The following is a 22687-nucleotide window of genomic DNA, read 5'->3' on the forward strand; positions in this document are numbered from 1 at the left end:
CTTGAATACTACTGCATTTGCACTATTTTTAATTATTGTTCTTGGTACGCTCGTCATAACCTATTTTGCATCGAAAAAAACGAAAAATGCGAGTGAATTTTATACGGCTGGAGGGGGATTAACTGGTTGGCAAAATGGTCTGGCCATTGCTGGAGATTACATGTCTGCTGCTTCATTTCTCGGTATAGCTGGAGCAATCGCATTAACTGGGTTTGATGGATTCTTTTATAGTATCGGTTTTTTAGTTGCTTATTTAGTTGTACTATATCTTGTTGCAGAACCGCTTAGAAATTTAGGGAAGTACACTTTGGCGGATATGATTGCAGCACGCTTTGACGCGAAAAAAGTTCGCGGAGTTGCAGCTCTTAATACGATGACGATTTCTATCTTTTATATGATTGCACAATTAGTTGGCGCGGGTGCACTTATTAAATTATTATTAGGGATTGAATATACGACATCTGTATTAATCGTTGGAACACTTATGACGGTGTATGTTATTTTTGGTGGTATGACAGCAACGAGCTGGGTACAAATTGTAAAGGCTGTATTACTTATGGCCGGTACGTTTATTATTTCTGTTATCGTTTTCGCAAAATTCAACTTCAGCGTGACTGAAATGTTTGCCCAAATGAAAACAGCTACACCATTAAAAGATTCATTTTTAAATCCAGGTGTAAAGTATAAGGATGGCCTTGATACACTTTCTTTAAATTTAGGACTAGTACTTGGTACAGCTGGATTACCACATATACTTGTCCGCTTTTTTACAGTACGTGATGCAAAAACTGCACGTCAATCTGTCGTATATGCGACATGGTTAATTGGTGCATTTTATATTATGACGATTTTCTTAGGATTTGGTGCGGCAGCGTTTGTAGGAAATGAAGCGATTATTAAAGCGAACCCAGCGGGTAATATGGCAGCACCTTTATTAGCCAAAGCGTTAGGTGGAGACTTCTTATTTGCTTTCGTATCAGCAATTGCTTTTGCAACAATTTTGGCTGTAGTGGCAGGTCTCGTATTAACGGCAGCATCAGCATTTGCTCATGATTTTTATAATGAGATCATTCGCAAAGGGAAATCATCGGAAAAAGAGCAAGTATCTATGGCTCGGTATGCATCTATTGGAGTAGCGATATTATCTATCATACTTGCATTATTTGCCCAAACATTAAACGTAGCATTTTTAGTATCATTAGCATTTGCAGTTGCAGCGAGTGCAAATCTACCAGTGATTTTATTTACAATATATTGGAAGCGTTTTAATACAACGGGTGCTATTTCCGGTATGATTGTAGGGCTCGTATCAGCAATTGTTCTCGTAGCGTTGAGTCCGAATGTTTGGAACCCTGTAGCTGGAAAAGCTATTTTTGTTGGGGAAGCGATATTCCCATATACGACACCAGGAATTATTTCAATTCCGCTCGGATTTCTTGCAGCATATTTAGGAACTGTTTTATCTAGTAAGAAAGAAGATGCAGCGAAATTTGATGAAATTCTTGTGAAATCTAATACTGGTCACGGTATTAGTGATGCGTCTTCACATTAAATAAAAGAGGAGCTTTTCGATAGATAAGAAAAGCTCTTTTTTCTTTTGTCATTTTCTTGTAAATATTACTGATTTGTAAGTAGGATTTGTCTTAATTTTGTGGAATGAAAATAGCAGGGAGAAATTTAAGTCATCATGGCACCAGCGCAGCTTTTGTGAAAAATAAGTTGTTATGGAAGGTGGAAGTAATGATGAAAACGAAGCAAACTGATGAATTATTAGCAAAAGATGAGCGATATGTTTGGCACGGAATGCGTCCCTTTAGTCCAAATAGTACAATGGTAGGGGCAAAAGCTGAAGGGTGCTGGGTTGAAGATATACAAGGAAAAAGATATTTAGATGGTATGAGTGGTCTTTGGTGTGTGAATAGTGGATATGGAAGAACGGAGCTCGCAGAAGCGGCTTATAAGCAATTACAAACATTATCATACTTTCCAATGTCACAATCTCATGAACCAGCTATAAAGCTTGCTGAAAAGTTAAATGAGTGGCTTGGGGGAGAGTATGTTATTTTCTTCTCAAATAGTGGTTCAGAAGCGAACGAAACAGCTTTTAAAATAGCAAGGCAATACTATGCGCAAAAAGGTGAACCACATCGTTATAAATTTATGTCACGTTATCGTGGGTATCACGGGAATACAATGGCGACAATGGCAGCGACGGGACAAGCGCAGCGTAGATATCAATATGAGCCGTTTGCTTCAGGCTTTTTACACGTAACACCACCGGATTGTTACCGTATGCCTGAAATTGAAGGGCAGCATATTTATGATGTAGAATGTGTGAAAGAAGTCGATCGTGTTATGACGTGGGAATTAAGTGAAACAATTGTTGCGTTTATTATGGAACCTATTATTACAGGCGGGGGCATATTAATGCCACCACAAGACTATATGAAAGCTGTTCATGAGACATGTCAAAAACACGGTGCCTTGCTTATAAGTGATGAAGTGATTTGCGGCTTCGGTCGTACAGGAAAAGCATTCGGATTTATGAATTATGATGTGAAGCCAGATATTATTACAATGGCAAAAGGCATTACGAGCGCATATTTACCATTATCTGCAACAGCTGTGAAAAAAGAAATATATGAGGCTTTTAAAGGTAAAGGAGAATATGAATTTTTCCGCCATATTAATACATTTGGTGGAAATCCAGCAGCTTGTGCATTAGCACTTAAAAATTTAGAGATTATGGAAAATGAAAATTTAATTGAGCGATCTGCACAAATGGGTTCCCTTTTATTAGAGCAACTAAAAGATGAAATTCGGGAACATCCGCTTGTTGGGGATATTAGAGGAAAAGGTCTATTAGTTGGAATTGAATTAGTAAATGATAAAGAGACGAAAGAGCCAATTGATAACGACAAAATCGCAAGTGTCGTAAATGCTTGTAAAGAAAAAGGGCTTATTATAGGACGAAACGGTATGACGACAGCAGGATATAATAACGTCTTAACATTAGCGCCGCCGCTTATTATTTCAAGTGAAGAAATTGCCTTTGTTGTTGGAACGTTGAAGACGGCGATGGAGCGTATTTAATAAATAGAGAGAGGGGCGAGCTGTAATATAAGGCTCGCTTTTGTTTAGTAGAGGGGACTTTTAATGGATAAATATGATCCGAACAAACATTATCACATCGGATATTATGAATACGGATATGATTTAGAAGTGACGGCGTATAAGAGAATAAATGAGTCGGTTTGGCATGCTTATATTCCGCACTATGAGGTGGACGATTTTTATAAGAAAGTGGAGGGAATGAAGCTAGGTGAATATATAGATAATTACGGCATTATGGTGTATTCATTTAGTAATGATATGGATGATGAAGAAGCACGAACTATTTTTGAAAATGCTTAAAAAAGAACGAGATTGTTTAAAGATAAAACAAAAAGGAGATTGCTATCTTATAAAATAGCAATCTCCTTTTATTATAGTAAACTTATTTACTTGCTTTCATTGCTTTATCTTTTGCACCAAACGTGTATTTTAACATTGGTGGTGTAATCATTGTAGTTAAAATAACGACAATAACGATTGCTGTAAAGTAATCTTGTGCCAATAGCCCAGAAGAAAGACCTGTTCCTGCGATGATAAGTGCAACTTCACCACGAGAAACCATACCAGAACCGATAATTGCAGAAGACTTAGCATCAAATCCAGTCATGCGTGCACCAACACCACAACCAATTAGTTTCGTTAATACAGCGATTACTGTTAATGCTAAAATGAACCAAATTTGATTGCCAATACCGTCAAATGTAATATTCATACCGATACTAACGAAGAATACTGGAACGAACATAGCGTAAGCAATTGGTTCTACTTTCTTTTCTACTTCATGTTTGTAGTTTGTTTGAGAAATTGCAATACCAGCAGCGAAAGCACCGATAATACCAGCAATTCCTAATAGTTCGCCGAAATATGCGAATGAGAAACAGATGATAAGAGCTGCGCTCACGATAGACTCAGATACGCGCAGTGGTGATAACCAACGCATAATTGCTGGAACACCTTTCCATCCGATTAAAATAATAGAAGCGAAGAATACTACTTTCTTCAAGATAATCATTGTTAAGTTAACATCATCAGTGCCTAAGAAGCTCATTGCGAATGCTAATAAAATAACAACAAGAATGTCATCAAATACAGCGGCTCCAAGCATCGTCGTACTTTCACGTGTTTTCATTTTACCTAAATCACGAAGTGTTTGTACGGAAATACTAACACTTGTCGCACATAGAAGTAATCCTAAGAATACAGCGTTTCCTTGTTCCATTCCCATAACAAGGCCGGAAACGTAACCACCTACGAATGGAAGAATGATACCTCCGAGTGCAACTGCTAAAGAAGAATTACGATTTGCGTTTAATTCTTCTAAGTCTGTTTCAAGTCCAGCCATAAACATTAAAAGAATAACCCCGACATTACTTAATTGAGTTAGAAGCTCTGAATTTTCAATCCAACCTAATACAGCTGGACCGATAACGATACCGACAATTAATTTACCTAGTACAGAAGGTTGACCTAATCTAACACTAAGATCACCAGCAAGCTTTGTACTTAATAAAATAAGTGCAATTTGAAAGAAAAATTCGAATTCCATCTGGTCCTCTCCTCATCATTTTTAGTTTTATCATACGATTTCTCGGAATTTGCCTAATGAAAATATGTAAAACCCATTAAACAAAAGGGTCTGATTACAAGTTCTTTTGAACTCGTAATTTGAACCTGTAATTAATATATAATATATTTTGAAAAAAATCAATGGAAAAATGGGAGCTTTTTTAGAGAGAGATGGTGTTATTAGGGATATACATATAAGAATAGTGTGTGAATTTTTATATGTATGAAATAGTATGAAGTCCTTTTTCATTACAAATAATAAAGCCTACATACTATTTCACGAATTATAAATGTGAAAAGGAGGTTTTATCATTTGAATTCATTAAAAAATAACTTGTCTATTGTTGCTTTAGGTGGAGTAAATGAAATAGGAAAAAATATGTATGCTATCCAATATGAAAATGATATTGTCGTCATTGATTGTGGATCTAAATTTCCAGATGAAAGTTTATTAGGGATTGATTTAATAATTCCAGACGTCACATATTTGCAAGAAAATAAAGAAAAAATTCGCGGTTTAGTAGTAACGCACGGGCATGAGGATCATATTGGCGGAATACCATATTTTTTAAAACAACTAAATGTACCAATCTATGCAACAAAGTTAACGTTAGGTTTAATTGAAATTAAATTAAAGGAACACAATCTTCAAAATGATACGGAATTAATCGTTATTCATTCAGAATCAGAAATTGATTGTGGTTCTATTAAGGCAACCTTTTTTAAAACGAACCACAGTATTCCGGATTGTCTCGGTATTGTTTTTCATACACCAGAAGGTACTGTAGTACATACAGGTGATTTTAAATTTGATTTAACACCAGTAAATAATCAACATCCTGATATTCATAAAATGGCTAAAATAGGGAGTGAAGGTGTACTAGCTTTATTATCTGAAAGCACAAATGCAGAACGCCCAGGTTTTACTCCATCAGAAAGGTCAGTAGGAGAACGGATAGAGGAAATATTTATGAAAGCAAATAGAAAAGTAATTATTTCTACATTTGCTTCTAATGTAAATCGTGTTCAGCAAATAGTTGAAGCTTGCATAAAAACAAATCGAAAACTAGCTTTGCTAGGGAGAAGTATGGTAAATGTAGTAGAAGTTGCTCTAGAGAAAGGGTATTTACATATTCCAGACGGCATGTTAATTGAAGCGAGTGAGATAAATCGTTTAGATCCAAAGCAGGTAGCGATACTTTGTACAGGAAGTCAAGGAGAACCGATGGCAGCTTTAGCGCGTTTAGCGAGTGGAAACTATAGACAAGTTGATGTTTTACCAGAAGATACGGTTATTATAGCTGCGACTCCGATTCCAGGAAATGAACGTAACGTTTCAAGAATTATAGATAATCTATTTGCTTTAGGAGCAAAAGTAATTTATGGATCAGGTAGTTCTACTGGAGTCCATGTATCTGGTCATGCGTATCAAGAAGAATTGAAATTAATGCTCACTTTAATGAAACCTAAATATTTTATCCCAATTCATGGAGAGTTTAGAATGCTACATCACCATAGTTTGTTAGCAGAATCAATTGGTGTCGAAAAAGAAAATATCTTTATCGTTCGTAATGGAGATGTTGTAGATATTAGTAATGAAGTGGCCGTTCAATCTAGAAAAATACAGGCTGGAAATATATATGTAGATGGATTAGGAATTGGTGATGTTGGAAATGCATTATTACGTGATCGAAAACAACTTTCAGAAGATGGAATGCTCGTAATAGTTATTACCTTTAATAAAGTGGATGGAGAAATTATTTCCGGTCCTGATATTATCTCTCGTGGATTTGTCTATGTTCGTGATTCAGAAGAATTTTTAAAGGAATTAAATAAATTAGCTGTTATTACAATTAATAATTTGAAGAAAGAGAATGTGAATAGCTGGGGTATTTTGAAAAAAGAAGTAAGAGAGGCTTTAGGGAAGTTTATATATACTAATACGAAAAGAAAACCGATGATCCTTCCTATAATAATAGAGGTTTAAGAGTTAATAAAAAGAATTCTCGTAGGGGAATTCTTTTTTGTTTTGAAGACAAAATGAACATATAATGAAATAAATAGAAATGGAAGGAAATAAAAGATGTTATTAAATAAACGTTTTACAATTGGAGAAATGGCAAAAATGCATAATATCGCAGAATCTACTTTACGCTATTATGATGAGAAGGGAATTTTTCATCCGTCCACTGTGGACCCGCAAACAAATTATCGCTATTACACAATCGATCAATTTTCACTATTAGATACGATTAAGTTTTTACGCCAATTAAACATTCCATTAAAGGAAATTAAAAAATATATTGATGAAAGAAATCCAGCATATGCACTCAATTTACTGGAAAAACAACAAGAGATGATGTTGAAAAAACAAAGAGAAATTGAGTATGCTTTGGCGAAAATGGAGCATAGAATTCATTTAATTAAGGAAGCAACAAAAGCAAAAGCTGAACAAATGGTAATAAAAGAGATTCCGCAGCGAAAAATAACAGCGATTGCGGTTGCCCCGAATACGACGGATGATATGTTTGAGTACTACATTCATTCGTTGCAAAAAAATATGAGGCAAATGGATGATAGCTTATTTTCTGGAGATATTGGTGTAACTGTTGCGAAAAAAGGGTTAATGCAAAATGAGTTTCAAGCATATAGCAGTGTATTTATTCTTTTGGATTATATGCCGTATGAAGTGCATACTTCAGATGAAATTAAAGAAGGTTTATATGCTTGTTCTTATCATCATGGACCGTATGAAGAAACAGATGCAACGTACAAGGAGTTACTTACATACATTGATAAAGAAGGTTACGAAGTACATGGAGATTCGATTGAGATTGGATTGATTGATTGGTCTGTAACAGAAAATCCAGAGGAGCAAGTAACAGAAATTCAAATTCCTGTAGTAAAAAAATAAGATGAAAACCTTTGAATTGATTACAAATTTACATTCATTCATATAAGTCAGTTACCTATTTTTCAATTCTCTATTGACCTTAAAGTTACTTGAAGGTTTAAACTAAGAAAAGAGAGTTGAAAAAAAGGAGCATATTAGAGTATGGAAGCAACAGAAAAATTAAGAGAAAAACCAATTAAAAGCTTATTTATTTCTTATTTAATACCAGCAGTTCTTGGAATGGTATTAATGTCAGTGAATATTGTAATTGACGCGGTTATGATTAGTAGAGGAGTTGGGGCGAACGGTTTAGCAGGAGTGAACGTGGCTATTCCAGCCTTTTCGATTTTCTTCTCTATTTCATTATGGATCGGAATGGGCGGGGCAACGTTATACTCCATTGCATTAGGTGAAAATAAACGAGAAAGAGCAAGGTCTATTTTTACTCAATCAATGACGGTAGCAGTTGTTATCGTAGGGATTTTAGCAGCGATTTGCTTATGGAGAATAGAAGATTTAGCATACTTATTTGGTGCAAACGAAGTGATTCTACCATATGCGTTAGACTATTTACACGTATTATTAACATTTGGAATGATATACGTTTTAGAAAATATTTTAAGTACATTTATACGAAATGATGGAAATCCTAATTTAGCAATGGCTGGTCTTGTTGTAACGGCTGTATTAAACATAGTGTTTGACTATATCTTTATTTTTATCTTTGGATGGGGCGTTACAGGTGCTGCTTCAGCGACTATTCTTTCGGCAGCGATTGGTTTCCTTGTATTATTAACCCATTTCTTTAGAAAAAGTAGTATTTTAAAGTGGACGAAATTTCATTTTGAATGGGATACTGTCAAACAAATTATGGTGATTGGTTTCCCAAGTTTTACAGCAGAAAGTACGGTTGCAATCGTAACGATTGGTTTTAATATCGCATTTGTCCAATATGCAGGAGAAGTAGGAGTAGCTTCCTATGCGATGGTGAATAGTATTCATGCAATGACATTACTATTATTCTTCGGTGTTGGAGCAGCATTACAGCCAATTGCTAGTTTCCATTACGGGGCAAATTTATCAGAGAGACTTCGTGAAGGATTGAAGTTTGCTGTGAAAATTGCAGTTGTCCTTGGAGGCGTTGCGATAATTGTCGGATTATTCTTCGGGAAATATATCATTGGTTTATTTGATGTTCAATCTCCAGAATTATTGGAGTTAACCTTAACAGGTATTAGTTTATTCTTTATCCAATACGTATTTTTAGGTTATAACATTGTGTATGGAGAGTACTTCCAATCAGTGCGACAAACGAAGAAATCAGTACTTATTATAATGAGCCGAGGATTACTATTTATTATTCCATTGTTATGGATTATGCCGAAACTATTTGGTATAAATGGAATTTGGCTCGTTATGCCAGTTGCAGAAGTAATGACAGCGATTATCGTATTTACGATGAATCGTATGAAACATCCTGTTCCATTAAATATGGCAGGAGAGAAAGAAGCGATATGATAAAAATCCCCTTAAGCAATTAAGGGGATTTTCTTATTCCTTTAAACTAATAGCAAAAGATCCATCCGTTTCTTGAACAGAAGCAAAGGCAACGTTTTTAATATTTGTAATTCCTTTTTCTTTTAATTCTTTATATAACCATTTTTCATCTTTATGTATTAACTTTAAGTTATCATATTGAATTTGTGAATCGACGATAAGTGCAATTGGTAATCCAGCATACTTAACATCTATGTTTAAATCTTTTGGAGTTAATGGTACAAGTTCTCTTTTTGGTAAAATACTAATAGCGCCGTTCGCTTCTAAAATAGCGTATTCAATTTCATGAACACTTGGATATCCTGCAACGCGAAGATTAGAAAGCAGTTCTGCAATGGGGTATCTACTTTTTTGTAAGTTCTCAAAAATAATATCACCATGTTTAATTAAAATGATAGGGTGTCCGAGAATAAAACGATTTAGTTTGTTGAATAGGCTTAATTTTGTAAGGAGTAAATGTAAACATGTGATAACAACCATACCGAGAAATGCTTGTAAAGCACCAGAGACGGGTATGGCCTGGAAAGCTAAATAAGATAAAAAAATTATAGCCCCAAAATCATGAGGAGTTAGTTGCGCTAACGCGGATTTACCGAGTAACTTAAGCGATAGCAAAAATAAGATGAAAAAGAACGACACGTTACATAAAAAGAGAAGCAATAGAGACACTCCTTCGTGTAAAGTTGTACTTACTATTCCCGAAAGTAATATAAATATTACCTTTCAGAGGATAAATTAGGGTTTATTGGAATTTGTCTGTATACAAACAAATAAATGGATATTATCATGAAGGAAGTAAAAGAAAATAGGAGTATATGAATATGAGAAAGAAGAAAATAATGAAGGGCATTTTAGTTGTTATAATGATTTGCACCGTGTATGCGGGGTTTTTACAATATCACATTTATAAGCATGGGCATATGAATGCAACATACGATGCTGATTACATAATTGTACTAGGATCGAAAGTAAATGGGACGAAACCATCTTATTCATTGCAATATCGTATTGATAAAGCAGCTGAATATTTAAAATCACATGAGAAAACAATCGCTATCGTATCTGGAGGACAAGGAAAAGGCGAAGACATTTCAGAAGCATTAGCAATGAAACAAGGACTAATAAAACAAAATATCGCAGAAGACCGCATTATAATGGAGGACAAATCTACGAGTACAGATGAGAATATTACATTCTCAAAACCGTTAATTCCAGCCGATATGAAAAAAGGTATGATCGTAACAAACGATTTTCACATGTTTAGAGCGAAAAAAATAGCGGCCAAACAAGGTTTACAATTAGAAGGTCTTCCGGCAAAAACACCGAAACCAATCATCATTCCATCGAATGTACGAGAATATTTAGCAATTACACAGTATTGGTTTATGAATCGAATATAGTGAAAGTGATCCCGTCTGAAACTCAGGCGGGATTTAGTTTGAGGAAAATCTTACAAATATGTCACGTTCGTGAAAGGTAAAGCGATAGTTTCTAGAATGATTTCCTGACATAATGAAGGTAACAAAAACTATTTAGAGGTGAATCGGATGAAAGGAAATAATATTTTATCTTCGTTATGTTACTTTAGTATCTTTTTTGCACCATTTTTACTACCAATTATCGTGTACTTTATTGCAGAAGATGAAGTGAAGTATCACGCGAAAAAAGCATTTTGGTCACATGTTTTCCCATACGCAATCTTATTTGGAGGGCTAGCAGTATCAGGCATGTACGGTTTAGGTTTCAATCAATCTGACGGTGCTGGAATTGGAATGGCTATCACATATGCAGTGTTCATTCTTGCAGGAATTTACTACTTCATTTGGAATATCGTAAAAGGTATTAAAGTTTTGAAAACGGCGTAATAAGATAATTATAATTTCATTTACCGTATCGATAAACGTTTTAAAAAAGGGCAATTCAAAAAGAATTGCTCTTTTTGTGCTTATAAGTTGTGAAAATTGAAAAAGATATGTTAATTTTTCATTATGAAGAGAAAAAAGGAGTGATTTTCATGAATGAGATCATACATAAGATGGAGCAACATGTTTCAGTTCGTAAATATAAAGAAGAATCAATTCCGAAAGATGTAGTAGAAAAGATGGTGCATGCTGCGCAACATGCAGCTTCATCACATTTTGTACAGGCGTATTCTGTTATATATGTAACAGATCAGGAATTAAAGGCTAAACTAGCAGAGCTATCCGGAAATCGCCATGTGAAGGACTGTGCAGCATTTTTTGTTTGTTGTGCAGATTTAAAACGACTTGAAATTGCATGTGAAAAACATAGTACAGAGATAAAGCATGAGGGAGTAGAAGACTTTATCGTTGCGACGGTAGATGCTTCACTTTTTGCGCAAAACTTAGCACTAGCAGCAGAATCGTTAGGATACGGTATTTGTTATATTGGTGGTATTCGTAATAATCCGAGAGAAGTGAGTGAACTGCTTCATTTACCGGATAAAGTATATCCTGTATTCGGAATGACAGTCGGTGTACCAGATGAAGAACATGGAGTTAAACCACGTTTACCAGTAGCAGCAGTTCTTCATGAAAATGGATATGATGAACAAAAATATGATGAATTACTAAACGAATATGATGAAACGATGAACGCGTATTATAAAGAAAGATCATCAAACAAGAAAAACGTAACATGGACGGAATCAATGAGTTCGTTTATGTCTAAAGAAAAAAGAATGCATATGAAAGAGTTTTTAAGTGAAAAAGGATTAAATAAGAAGTGAGTAAAGAGGCAAACCTGTGATGCAGGTTTGCCTTTTTGAGAAGGAGAAATACCTAAGGCCAGAAAGTTGTTTATTCTTTCTGAACTTAGGTATTTTGTTTGTTATCATGCACATAGAAATAAAAATTAATAATTTTTTACAAAAGTGATAGAAAATGAGGATGAAATGCCAATAGTAAGTAAAAGCGGCATAATAGCCGCTTTTTATCGTTTTATTTAGTATTTGATTTGAAATATTTTCCTTATGAAAGAAAGATTATTGCTAATTGTAAACTGTCAATAAAGTTATTTAAGTTTTGATATGGAATACCCCGCCGGAAAATACAGTAATAATTTCGTTTGAACATATCTGTTATTGCACGCTCTAAAGCATCCTCTATAACAAGTTCAAACTTTCAATAAGAAGATAACCCCCTGTACAACTTAAAAGAATGTACGTAAATATTTTAAAAATCCGTTGATTAAGCCATTTAAAAATAATTTGACCTATAAACAAACCTAAAAATACAATTGGAATGGCATAAAAACTTGATTCCCAAATGGTTTTGTTTGTGCCAGTAAAGAGTATTTGAGTTACTAGACTAATGAAATATATAAACAGATAAAAAGCTAATGTAGTTGCTCTTAACTTCTCTTTTTCAGTATTAGTTCCTGTAAAATAAAGTAACAGGGGTGGACCTGGCATACCGATACTTGTCGTTAAAAGACCAGATAATCCGCCAACTATGAGATCTCTAGATTGTGTTGATCTAACCTTAACGTTGCATATTAGCAACAATGTTAATAGTAAGAGTAGGATGCTAACTGCTAATTTAAAAGTGTTTATGTTAACGGAAATGAAAATTAAAATGCCAAAAGGAACACCAACTATACTTCCAAAAATAAACCTTTTCAGTAGAACAAAATCAACGTCCATTCTTATTTTCCAAATGAGTGAAATGGAGATAATTAAAGATAAAGTAATGTTTATTTGTATAGCTTCTTGTGGTAGAAATAACATAAGTAAGAAAGGGGTTGCCATTATGGAAAAGCCAAAACCTGTACTTGCTTGCAGAATAGAAGCCACTAATATAATACATATGAAAAAGAATGTGATACCCAAAACAGCCCTCCTATTTAATCAAGTTTAACTAGTTAAAGTCTATTATTTAAGTGCAATGTTTCACAAACTTATTTGTATTTTAACATAAATATCTAGTTTTTTCTCAAATAGTGTTGCCATATAAGGCTCTTTAACTAAAAAATCTGACTTGTGTTTTTAAACAATTTTATTATGGGGAAACAAATAATGAATGGGATCAAAATGTATTGATTATCATTAAATTATTCACTGAGATCCCCGCGATAAAACAAGAACAGCCATATAAAACTTACAAAAATACAGCATGTAGCTAATAAACAGCCAATCATTTGAGGAGAAAGAATTTCTAACAGCCCTCCTGTAAAAAACATCGATAACTGAATAAGAGATCCGTAAATGGAATAATGGAATGAAAAAACTTTACCTATCATATTTTCGTGTGTGTAAGTTTGAAGTAATGTCGTATCAAGTGGAACGATGATTCCTCCTGCTATGCGCATACAGAATAAAGTAATGATACCGATAATAAGTTGATCGGATAGAATGAATCCGAGAAAGAAAATTCCTTGTAATAAGTAGGCCCAACCGAATACTTTTTTCATTTTTTCTTTATTATGGGATATATAAAGATTAACGAGAAGGCTTCCTATCATAAGCCCAGCCCCTTGAACCGTATATAAAATCCCAATGTTCGTATGGAAAATTTTTTCGGCATAGATCGTTAGAAGTAGTTGATAAGCACCTCCAATAATCCCCCATGAAATGCCGACAAGAATTATTGTTAAAATGATTTTTGTTTGTAATATGTATGTATAACCACCTTTTATATCAGTGAAAAATGCTTTGTTCTTGTTACAAGTATCATGAGCAGGAATACTCATGTTATAAATAAAATAGGCTGAAATAAAGTATGATAGGCTATTTACTAAAAAAGCGAACTCAATATGTAAAGATTGTGCAATTACTCCGCCCAAAGAAGCCCCCATAATAGACATAAAACCATTAATTGTACTAGAAAGAGAGTTAGCAGTTACGAAATGATTTTGGTGTACGATATTTTTTAGGGTTGCTTGTTTAGCCGGTTCAAATAAACAAGAAAGTACAGATAAACATATATTAGTAATGAAAATAATCTCAATTTTATAGCCTGCGAGTAAGTATGTAAGGACTAGAATTCCCCGTGTAATATCGGTAAAAATCATAATATTCTTTTTAGAGAAACGATCTACAATTCCGCCTATGAATGGACTAAGAAGAAGCTGTGGTAAACTTTTACTTATAAAAGTAAGTGCGATCATAAACGGCGATTCCGTTATGCTGTAGACAAATGTTAATAAAGCTACCGTATGGAACCAATCCCCAAGTACACTTAATGTTTGCCCATAAAATAGTTTATTGAAGTTTTTATTTGTTTTAAGAAGTGTGGAATAAGAAACTGACATAAATAGATTAATCCTTATGTAATGACGATGTTTGAATTTGTTCTTTCCACTCACTTAAATACACTTTTTCCGCTGTGGGAAGTCCAACAGGTAATTGTGCAATCAATTCTAAACTATTTCCATCAGGGTCGTTAAAGTATACGGCTGCATGTGCTAATTCCGGAAAAACAATCGGTTCAATTGGTTCCATTCCAAAGTCTTTTCGTGCTGAAATTCCTTTTTGATTTAGCCAATGAATCGCATTTTCTAAATCATGTAAACTTACTTGAAAGGCGATATGTCGTAAAGAGGGGTGATAATTCACTTTGTATTCTGTGCCTTCCCAAAGGCCGAGCCAACTCTCATTTTCTTTAATCCAAAAGAAAGCAATATTATCTCCTCTTTTATATAATTTTAGCCCTAGTGATTCATAAAAAGGTATTGATACTTTTAAGTTGCGGACAGGTAAATGTGCTTCGTAAAGACCTCTAATCATTGTAATCCCCCTTAGTAAAAATGTTTCTTATTCCATAGTAAACAATATGTTGCTAGTTGAAATCGCAAATAAGAGGGATATAAATTCATACGAAAGTATGAAAAAAAACAGCTCATATTTGAGCTGTTTTTCTATAGTTTTTAGTTCATTTTTCAAGGATAGGATATATTAATATCCGTATCCGCCGCCACCCCAACAGCTACATCCGATGATGATTAGAAGGATGAATAGTACGATAAGCAAAGCAAATCCACCGCCGAAACCAGCGCAACTTCCACCATAACTCATATGTTTTCCTCCTTTTTAGTAAGTTAATCTATATGGTTCATGGACTACTATATACAGTATGTTTTTTGTATAGAAAACGAGCCAGTCTCATTTATAATTAGACAAATGCCTGTAGATTCATTAGGATTGCATGTTAGTGATTTGTAAATAAACCTTTACGTAATTCATAATTTAGGCATAAAAAATAAAAAATTGTAAAAAAAACCATTTTCTTATTTTTTTATGAGAGAATATGTACTATAATTTTACAAGTAATATTATGGGAAAAGGGAGTTTTAGTATAGAGATGGAGATGGGACAATTAAAAAATAAAATAGAAAACAAAAAGAAAGAGTTAATTCAACTTGTTGCGAGACACGGATTGGATCATGATAAAGTTTTGTTATTTAGTCGTGATTTAGATATACTTATTAATAAGTTTATGAACATAAAAGACAAAGTGCATAAATAAAAAATTTATAGTTTTTTATATTAAGATGTTTCACAAAAAGGAGAGGACAGTAATTGGAACATTTACAGGAAGAATTGTATAAACAAATAAAAGAAGAAAAAGGTACAGTTACAATTTTCTTAAAGAGTGGCGTTAGAATAGTAGGAGAAATTGTTGGAGTGGATAAATTTACAGTTTTAATCTTAGTGGATGGAAAACAACAGCTTATTTATAAGCAGGCTATATCAACAATAATGAAATAAGACACTCTTGTTGAGTGTCTTATTTCATTATTGCTTGCATGCCTCAACATCAATGCCGGCAGCAATTAACTTCTTTTCTCCATCTTGTTCAATAATTTTTTGTAATTTAGATAGGAAAGAATCAAAGTTTGTATGCTTTGCTACTTGGAACGTCATTTTATGTTCAATTGGTAGCCACGTATCAATATCAGCTTCGTTATGCTGGATTTTCACCTCAAGTTTATCGAGTGCATTAGCAACTTGTGCTTCGTATGTTTCTTTCGCTTCAAACTCCATCCATAAGTCATATAATTCCTCGCCGAGAGAACCTGTTAACGTTTGTTTAATATTTAAAATAGCCTCCAGTTCATTTTTTTGTTTTTGTAACTGTAATTCGTGACTATTCATTGTATCAAAAGCAGGAATATCACCAGCTTCGGCTTCGACTAGGTCGTGAATAATAACCATTTTAAGTAATTTCTCAATACTTACTTTTTGATCCAAATAAGGTTCAACTAAAATGGCCATTAGAGACATCCGCCATGTATGTTCGGCAACACTTTCTTGACGTCCGTTGGAAAGCCAGCTATGTCGCATTTCATATTTTAGTTTTTCTGCTAATGCAATGACTTGTAAAATGTTGTGTTCCATCGTGATCCTCCTCATTTATTCATACCATAATTCTAATATAGAAATGAAATGTGTCAATTTCATGAGTATATTGCGATAAACAGATGATAAGCGTATAATACATGTTATATGTGAAAACGTATTATTAAAATAAAAAAATGTTATATAAAAATGGAAAGGAAAGGGCAGAAATATGGGAGAGAAAAATCAAGTATTAGCTAGACCACAAAGAAAAAAAAGGAAGTTTGATATTTCTAGCCCAGTGGGCATTATAGTAGGTTTCATTATAGTGATAGCGGCAATTATGCTTGGCGGCGGTGGAATAAAAGCTTTCAAAAACTTTTTAGATGTTTCATCTATTTTAATTGTCATAGGGGGAACAACAGCGACAATTGTTGTGGCATATCGATTTGGAGAAATAAAAAAATATACGAAAAGCATTTTTACTGTTTTACATAGAAGAGAAGAAGATTTAGAACAGTTAACGGATTTGTTTGTCGATTTTTCGAAAAAGTCTAAAAAGCACGGCTTGCTTTCTTTAGAGGTAGATGGAGCGCAAGTAGACAATCCTTTTATTCAAAAAGGAATTCGATTAATGTTAAGCGGTTACGATGAAGATGAATTAAAAGAAGTGTTATTGAAAGATATTGAAACGGAAGTGTATGAGTTAAGAAAAGGAGCAGTATTATTAGATAAAATTGGTGATTTTGCTCCAGCTTGGGGAATGATTGGTACGTTAATCGGTCTTATCATTATGCTCCAAAACTTACAAGATACATCGCAAATTGGTACAGGAATGGCAGTTGCGATGTTAACGACATTATATGGGTCTGTACTTGCGAATATGATTGCAATCCCTCTTGCGGAAAAAGTATATCGTGGTATTGAAGATTTATATACAGAGAAGAAGTTTGTAATAGAAGCAATTTCAGAATTGTATCGTGGACAAATCCCTTCTAAATTAAAGTTGAAACTGGATACATACGTATACGAAACAAAGGTAAAAAAGGTAAAAGGAGCAGCCTAATATTTCAAGGAGTGGTATGATGAGTAAAGGACCGCAAAAGGGATCGCCTCGTTGGATGACGACTTTTACAGATTTAACGATGTTATTATTAACTTTCTTTGTATTACTAGTTGCTACATCAAAGCAAGATGCAGTAAAATTGTCAAAGATGCTTGAAAAGTTTAGTGATACGGGGCAAGTAGATGCAAAAGTAATGGAAAATACAATACCGGATATTTCACATGAAAAAAATGATGAAAAAATGATTTCAAAAAAGAGAATGGATGAATTATATAAGAAGTTAAAAGCGTATGTAGATAATAACGGTATTAGTCAAGTGAATGTATATCGAGAGGATACAGGGGTAAGCGTCGTTATAGTAGATAATTTAATATTTGATACAGGCGATGCGAACGTTAAGCCCGAAGCGAAAGGGATAATAAGTCAATTAGTTGGATTTTTTCAATCCGTACCTAACCCAATTGTTGTAGAGGGACATACAGATAGTAGACCTATTCATAACGAGAAATTCCCCTCTAACTGGGAGTTATCTTCAGCACGAGCGGCAAATATGATTCACCATTTAATTGAAGTGTATAATGTGGACGATAAAAGGCTAGCTGCGGTAGGATATGCAGACACAAAGCCAATTGTACCAAATGATTCACCGCAAAACTGGGAAAAAAACCGTCGCGTTGTTATTTATATAAAAGAGTAGTATATTATTATTTTAATAATAAAATACTAAAAATACGAAAATTCTTTTAAAAAAATATTAAATTTTATCATTTTATTTTGTATAATGAGTGAGAATGATAAGGTGAAATATTAAGATATATTTATACATAGAAGGAGAGAATTAAAAAGAATGGCACATAAAATTTTAGTAGTAGACGATGCGATGTTTATGCGAACGATGATTAAAAACTTATTAAAAAGTAATGCTGAATTTGAAGTTATCGGCGAAGCAGAGAATGGGGTAGAAGCAATTCAAAAGTATAAAGAACTTCAACCTGATATTGTAACATTAGATATTACTATGCCAGAAATGGACGGGCTTGAAGCATTAAAAGAAATTATTAAAATTGATTCAAGTGCAAAGGTTGTTATTTGTTCTGCAATGGGACAACAAGGTATGGTATTAGATGCAATTAAGGGCGGGGCAAAAGACTTTATTGTAAAGCCATTCCAAGCGGATCGTGTAATTGAAGCTTTAACAAAAGTAGCAAATAGTTAATATAGAAGGGGTGCCACAAGGAATCAAAACAGTGATAGCGGATCGACGTGTGGCCCCCTTTTTTCTCATTGTAAAACACTAAATTGTTATACATAAATGAAATGTTTGTTAGACAGGTAGGGGATAAAAATGCAAACAGATCTATTAAATATATTTTTCGAAGAGTCAGAAGAACATTTACAGTCGCTAAATGAAAATGTGCTAGTGTTAGAACAAAATCCTGGTGATATGGATGTTGTAGGAGAAATATTCCGATCCGCTCATACATTCAAAGGTATGTCTGCGAGCATGGAATTTACGGAAATGGCTGATTTAACGCATAAGATGGAAAATGTGTTAGATGAAATTCGTCATGGAAATATAGTTGTAAATGCGGATATTATTGATGTGATTTTTGAGTGCATTGATAATTTGGAGAAGATGGTTGCAGATGTGCAACAAGGTGGAATGGGCAATATTGATGTAGCCTCAACTAAACAGAAATTAGAAGCATTATTGAACGGCAATGTAGAAACTCCTACGGAACATATAGAGCAAAATCATATAGACACCGATGATGGAGTTTCGCATGAAGTGCATATAACAGTTGAACAGCAAGCAATTTTAAAAGCGGTACGTGCTATTATGTGTATTGAAGCATTGCAAAATGTAGGGAATATACAAAAAACAGCTCCGAGTATTGAAGAAATTGAAGCAGATGCTTTCGGATTTGAATTTACAGTATTTATGGATACGGATTGTAGTATAGAAGAGTTGAAACAAGTAGTACTTCATGTTTCTGAAATTGAGAAAGTGGAAGTAAAGCAAGGAGAACCGATATCGAAGGAAGTAGTTTCTAAAAAGGTCGTTACACAAGAAGTTGTGCAAGTAGAAGAAAAGCTACAACCTGCTGTGGTTACGCAAGTAAACTCACCGATAGAGGCAACGAATCAACCTTCAAGTACTATGCCAGCTAAAAGTACTACAAAAACGAAAAATGCTAAAGTGGAGAATCGTTCAATTCGTGTTCAATTAGAGAAAATCGAAAGATTAATGAATATGTTTGAAGAAAGTGTAATTGAACGTGGGCGCATTGATGAATTGGCTCAAACGATTCAAAACAAGGAGCTAATTGAACATTTAAATCGATTAGGCGATATTTCAAAAGATATTCAAAATGTACTATTAAATATGCGTATGGTGCCGATTGAAACTGTGTTCAATCGTTTCCCGCGTATGGTACGTATGTTAGCGAAAGATTTAGGGAAAAAAATCGATTTACAAATTACAGGTGAAGATACTGAAGTAGATAAAATTGTTATTGATGAAATCGGCGATCCGCTCGTTCATTTAATTCGAAATGCAATCGATCACGGTGTTGAAACTGTTGAAAAACGACGTGATGCAGGTAAAAATGAGACAGGTACGATTAAATTAGAAGCCTTTCATAGTGGAAATCATGTCGTTATTCAAATTACGGATGATGGAAACGGTATTAATAAAGGGAAAGTATTAGAAAAAGCGATTAAAAATGGCGTTGTAACTGAAGCGGATGCGAATAGATTAACAGATCGTGAAGTGTTTGATCTTATTTTCCAACCGGGATTTAGTACAGCTGAAGTTGTATCAGATCTTTCTGGACGCGGTGTCGGATTAGATGTTGTAAAACATACGATTCATAGTTTAGGTGGACATTTAATTATTGATTCTGAGGAAGGAAAGGGAAGTACATTTAGAATTGAACTTCCATTAACGTTATCTATTATTCAATCTATGCTTGTTCAAACGAATGATAAGCGTTATGCTTTACCTCTTGGAAATATCGTTGAAGCAATTCGAATTAAGAGAGAAGACATCCAATCCTTACAAGGAAAAGATGTATTAAATTATCGTAATCAAATTATTGAAGTGAAACATTTAAGTACTGTATTTGGTGAAAAAACAGTAGATGAGGCGTTTGCGTCATATGATGGTCAAATGGTTCCTGTGTTAATTGTTCGTAACACACATCGCAGCTATGGACTTATTGTAAACACAATTATCGGTCAAAGAGAAATAGTCTTAAAGTCATTAGGTGACTTCTTTGCAGAGAGTTCTAACTATTTCTCTGGTGCGACGATTCTCGGTGATGGACGAGTGGTCCTCATTTTAAACCCAGAAGGTTTATAATAGGAATGAAGGAAAGCTCCCCACTTGTATACAATTGGGGAGCTTTTTGGCTAATCGTTACGAATCTAATAATGGATACATAGTAACGTTTTATACTAATGAGTTTGCTAACATAAAATAAGAGTTTATATTATTTGATAGAAAAACAGAAATGAGGAGGCAGGGAAAATGCCTGAGCAACACACAAAAGGGGATACGAGCACGATTGTGCTAGAAAAAGAAAATGAGCATTTAACGCCCCAAGAATGCGATATTCTTGGCGAAATTGCAAATATATCATTTGGTTCAGCTTCGACTGTATTATCAACAATTTTAAATAGGCAAGTAAGCATTACTGCTCCTCGCATAGAGTTGGTAGATTTATATGATTCAAGAGATGTCGAAGTTCCGCATGTTGTATTAAACATTCATTTTACAAAAGGATTAGATATGGAAAACCTCCTTGTCCTTAAGCAAGATGTTGCATTGTCCATTGCAGATTTAATGATGATGGGAACAGGTGAAGTGGAGGACGGAAAAGAACTTGGTGAATTAGAGCTAAGTGCTGTACAAGAAGCGATGAATCAAATGATGGGATTCGCAGCTACATCTATGTCGGAATTCTTCCAAGATACAGTAGATATGTCTCCGCCGACGATTAAAGTTGTAAAGTTATCAGAAGAAATGGAGAAAATCTCTGAAATCGATGGGAATCATACGATTGTTAAAGTATCGTTTGATTTAAAGATAGATAATCTTGTAAACTCTAAACTTGTACAAATTGTTTCAGTTGAGCATGCGAAACAAATGGTAAATAAATTAATGCAATTATCTGGTGGAGTAGAAGAAACAGACGAACCAGCAGAAGTAGTGGAAACTGAGATTGTAGAAGAAGTTGAGAAAGAGCATTTAACACAAGAAGAGAAAGATGTGCTTGGTGAAATTGCAAATATTTCAATTGGTTCCGCTTCAACAGTATTATCAACGCTTTTAAATCAGCCAGTTACAATTAGTACACCAAATGTGGAAGCAATCAATGTTCGTCATTATGATGGAGTACCAGTACCATTTGTTATTTTAAATGTCGACTTTGTTGAAGGGCTAAAGAATGAGAATGTATTCGTATTTACGAAAGATGTTGCTTTAACAATGGTAGATTTAATGATGATGGGAACAGGGGAAGTTGACCCAGAAAAAGAGCTTACTGAATTAGAACTGAGCGGTATTAAAGAAATTATGAACCAAATGATGGGTCATGCTGCTACGGCGATGTCAGAAATGTTTCAAGAAAAAATGGACATGACGCCGCCAAATGTTAAATTTGTAACGTTAAAAGAAGAAATGGAATATTTGGGAGAGTCAATGGAAGTGGACGAACTCGTTCAAATTACGTTCAATCTTGAAATTGGCGATTTGCTTCAATCGAAGATGTATCAAATTTTGCCAATTTCCGAAGCGAAAGAAATGGTAAGGCGACTTCTGTATCCGATGGTGGAAGAAGAAGAGATTGCCACAGAAGAAATTGAAGAAGAAAAAATTGTAGAACCAGTTGTGCAACCTATTGAATTTAAAGAAGTAAAACAAATGGAACCAGTATATATGGACACGTCCATTCTACAAAATGTAGAAATGAACGTGAAATTTGTATTTGGAAGTACAGTGAAAACGATTCAAGATATATTAAGTTTACAAGAAAATGAAGCAGTTGTACTAGATGAGGATATTGATGAACCGATTCGTATTTATGTAAATGATGTATTAGTAGCGTATGGTGAACTTGTAAATGTAAATGGATTTTTTGGAGTAAAAGTGACGAAATCACTATAAGGCATTGAAATAGGAGTTTGAACT

Annotated in this window: 22 protein-coding genes and 1 pseudogene; 16 read left to right on the forward strand and 7 right to left on the reverse strand. The window is 34.2% G+C overall.

The window, feature by feature from the left end; translation table 11 throughout:
* The first annotated feature begins 1 nt into the window (after window position 1).
* From MKY21_RS08155 to MKY21_RS08165, 3 genes and pseudogenes are all read left to right on the forward strand, one after another.
* A complete protein-coding gene (locus MKY21_RS08155) occupies window positions 2-1552 on the forward strand; it encodes a solute symporter family protein (RefSeq protein WP_001098233.1) in 1551 nt (516 codons plus the stop codon).
* A gap of 191 nt (window positions 1553-1743) precedes the next feature.
* Complete coding sequence (locus MKY21_RS08160) at window positions 1744-3093, forward strand: aspartate aminotransferase family protein (RefSeq protein WP_341075887.1); 1350 nt, start codon at window positions 1744-1746, stop codon at window positions 3091-3093.
* 63 nt (window positions 3094-3156) lie between these two features.
* Window positions 3157-3434 (forward strand): annotated as a pseudogene (locus MKY21_RS08165) (DUF3986 family protein).
* A gap of 62 nt (window positions 3435-3496) precedes the next feature.
* On the opposite strand, the gene MKY21_RS08170 reads toward MKY21_RS08165, so the two are convergent.
* The gene (locus MKY21_RS08170) at window positions 3497-4660 is read right to left on the reverse strand and encodes a cation:proton antiporter (RefSeq protein ID WP_000393892.1); all 1164 of its coding nucleotides are present in this window, start codon (window positions 4658-4660) and stop codon (window positions 3497-3499) included.
* A gap of 333 nt (window positions 4661-4993) precedes the next feature.
* Between MKY21_RS08170 and MKY21_RS08175 the strand changes: the two genes are divergently transcribed.
* From MKY21_RS08175 to MKY21_RS08185, 3 genes are all read left to right on the forward strand, one after another.
* A complete protein-coding gene (locus tag MKY21_RS08175) occupies window positions 4994-6667 on the forward strand; it encodes an RNase J family beta-CASP ribonuclease (RefSeq protein WP_100619600.1) in 1674 nt (557 codons plus the stop codon).
* 96 nt (window positions 6668-6763) lie between these two features.
* Window positions 6764-7594 carry a MerR family transcriptional regulator gene (locus tag MKY21_RS08180; protein WP_000925951.1) on the forward strand — a complete coding sequence of 277 codons (831 nt, stop codon included), beginning with the start codon at window positions 6764-6766 and terminating at the stop codon, window positions 7592-7594.
* A 141-nt stretch (window positions 7595-7735) separates the two neighbouring features.
* Entirely contained in the window at window positions 7736-9091 is a 1356-nt protein-coding gene (locus MKY21_RS08185) for an MATE family efflux transporter (RefSeq protein ID WP_000388390.1), read from the forward strand.
* A 33-nt stretch (window positions 9092-9124) separates the two neighbouring features.
* Here the strand turns inward: MKY21_RS08185 and MKY21_RS08190 are convergent, their stop codons facing one another.
* Window positions 9125-9790 carry a DUF421 domain-containing protein gene (locus MKY21_RS08190; protein ID WP_000923922.1) on the reverse strand — a complete coding sequence of 222 codons (666 nt, stop codon included), beginning with the start codon at window positions 9788-9790 and terminating at the stop codon, window positions 9125-9127.
* Between the two features lie 161 nt (window positions 9791-9951).
* On the opposite strand from MKY21_RS08190, the gene MKY21_RS08195 reads away from it, so the two are divergent.
* The 3 genes from MKY21_RS08195 to nfsA all read left to right on the forward strand — a co-directional run bounded on the left by MKY21_RS08195 (window position 9952) and on the right by nfsA (window position 11879).
* Window positions 9952-10530 carry a YdcF family protein gene (locus tag MKY21_RS08195; RefSeq protein ID WP_001227679.1) on the forward strand — a complete coding sequence of 193 codons (579 nt, stop codon included), beginning with the start codon at window positions 9952-9954 and terminating at the stop codon, window positions 10528-10530.
* Window positions 10531-10677: 147 nt separating this feature from the next.
* Window positions 10678-10995 (forward strand): DUF4870 domain-containing protein, encoded by a 318-nt coding sequence (locus MKY21_RS08200; RefSeq protein WP_000678033.1) that lies wholly within the window; start codon window positions 10678-10680, stop codon window positions 10993-10995.
* A 149-nt stretch (window positions 10996-11144) separates the two neighbouring features.
* Complete coding sequence (gene nfsA, locus MKY21_RS08205) at window positions 11145-11879, forward strand: oxygen-insensitive NADPH nitroreductase (protein ID WP_001002392.1); 735 nt, start codon at window positions 11145-11147, stop codon at window positions 11877-11879.
* A 375-nt stretch (window positions 11880-12254) separates the two neighbouring features.
* Here the strand turns inward: nfsA and MKY21_RS08210 are convergent, their stop codons facing one another.
* The 4 genes from MKY21_RS08210 to MKY21_RS08225 form a co-directional block, all read right to left on the reverse strand.
* A complete protein-coding gene (locus MKY21_RS08210; protein WP_000513082.1) occupies window positions 12255-12980 on the reverse strand; it encodes a sulfite exporter TauE/SafE family protein in 726 nt (241 codons plus the stop codon).
* A gap of 221 nt (window positions 12981-13201) precedes the next feature.
* A complete protein-coding gene (locus MKY21_RS08215) occupies window positions 13202-14401 on the reverse strand; it encodes an MFS transporter (RefSeq protein ID WP_000117067.1) in 1200 nt (399 codons plus the stop codon).
* 7 nt (window positions 14402-14408) lie between these two features.
* Complete coding sequence (locus MKY21_RS08220; protein WP_000617953.1) at window positions 14409-14876, reverse strand: VOC family protein; 468 nt, start codon at window positions 14874-14876, stop codon at window positions 14409-14411.
* A 168-nt stretch (window positions 14877-15044) separates the two neighbouring features.
* Complete coding sequence (locus tag MKY21_RS08225; RefSeq protein WP_000120179.1) at window positions 15045-15164, reverse strand: YjcZ family sporulation protein; 120 nt, start codon at window positions 15162-15164, stop codon at window positions 15045-15047.
* A 232-nt stretch (window positions 15165-15396) separates the two neighbouring features.
* Between MKY21_RS08225 and MKY21_RS08230 the strand changes: the two genes are divergently transcribed.
* Window positions 15397-15615 carry an aspartyl-phosphate phosphatase Spo0E family protein gene (locus tag MKY21_RS08230; protein WP_000291688.1) on the forward strand — a complete coding sequence of 73 codons (219 nt, stop codon included), beginning with the start codon at window positions 15397-15399 and terminating at the stop codon, window positions 15613-15615.
* 53 nt (window positions 15616-15668) lie between these two features.
* On the forward strand, window positions 15669-15857 hold the full coding sequence (gene hfq, locus MKY21_RS08235; protein ID WP_025688342.1) for an RNA chaperone Hfq: 189 nt from the start codon (window positions 15669-15671) through the stop codon (window positions 15855-15857).
* Window positions 15858-15884: 27 nt separating this feature from the next.
* Here hfq and MKY21_RS08240 read toward each other — a convergent pair whose 3' ends face one another.
* Entirely contained in the window at window positions 15885-16487 is a 603-nt protein-coding gene (locus tag MKY21_RS08240; RefSeq protein WP_000400781.1) for an HD domain-containing protein, read from the reverse strand.
* 172 nt (window positions 16488-16659) lie between these two features.
* Between MKY21_RS08240 and MKY21_RS08245 the strand changes: the two genes are divergently transcribed.
* The 5 genes from MKY21_RS08245 (at window position 16660) to MKY21_RS08265 (ending at window position 22663) form a co-directional block, all read left to right on the forward strand.
* Entirely contained in the window at window positions 16660-17493 is an 834-nt protein-coding gene (locus MKY21_RS08245) for a flagellar motor protein MotP (protein WP_086392175.1), read from the forward strand.
* A gap of 19 nt (window positions 17494-17512) precedes the next feature.
* Complete coding sequence (locus MKY21_RS08250) at window positions 17513-18190, forward strand: OmpA family protein (protein WP_000033627.1); 678 nt, start codon at window positions 17513-17515, stop codon at window positions 18188-18190.
* 150 nt (window positions 18191-18340) lie between these two features.
* On the forward strand, window positions 18341-18709 hold the full coding sequence (locus tag MKY21_RS08255) for a response regulator (protein WP_000940568.1): 369 nt from the start codon (window positions 18341-18343) through the stop codon (window positions 18707-18709).
* A gap of 129 nt (window positions 18710-18838) precedes the next feature.
* Window positions 18839-20857 (forward strand): chemotaxis protein CheA, encoded by a 2019-nt coding sequence (locus MKY21_RS08260; RefSeq protein WP_086392176.1) that lies wholly within the window; start codon window positions 18839-18841, stop codon window positions 20855-20857.
* A 168-nt stretch (window positions 20858-21025) separates the two neighbouring features.
* Window positions 21026-22663, forward strand: coding sequence for a flagellar motor switch protein (locus MKY21_RS08265; RefSeq protein ID WP_001115015.1), 1638 nt, complete (start codon window positions 21026-21028; stop codon window positions 22661-22663).
* Window positions 22664-22687 lie beyond the last annotated feature (24 nt).

This window comes from Bacillus sp. FSL R9-9497, assembly GCF_038005805.1.
GTDB lineage: Bacteria > Bacillota > Bacilli > Bacillales > Bacillaceae_G > Bacillus_A > Bacillus_A cereus.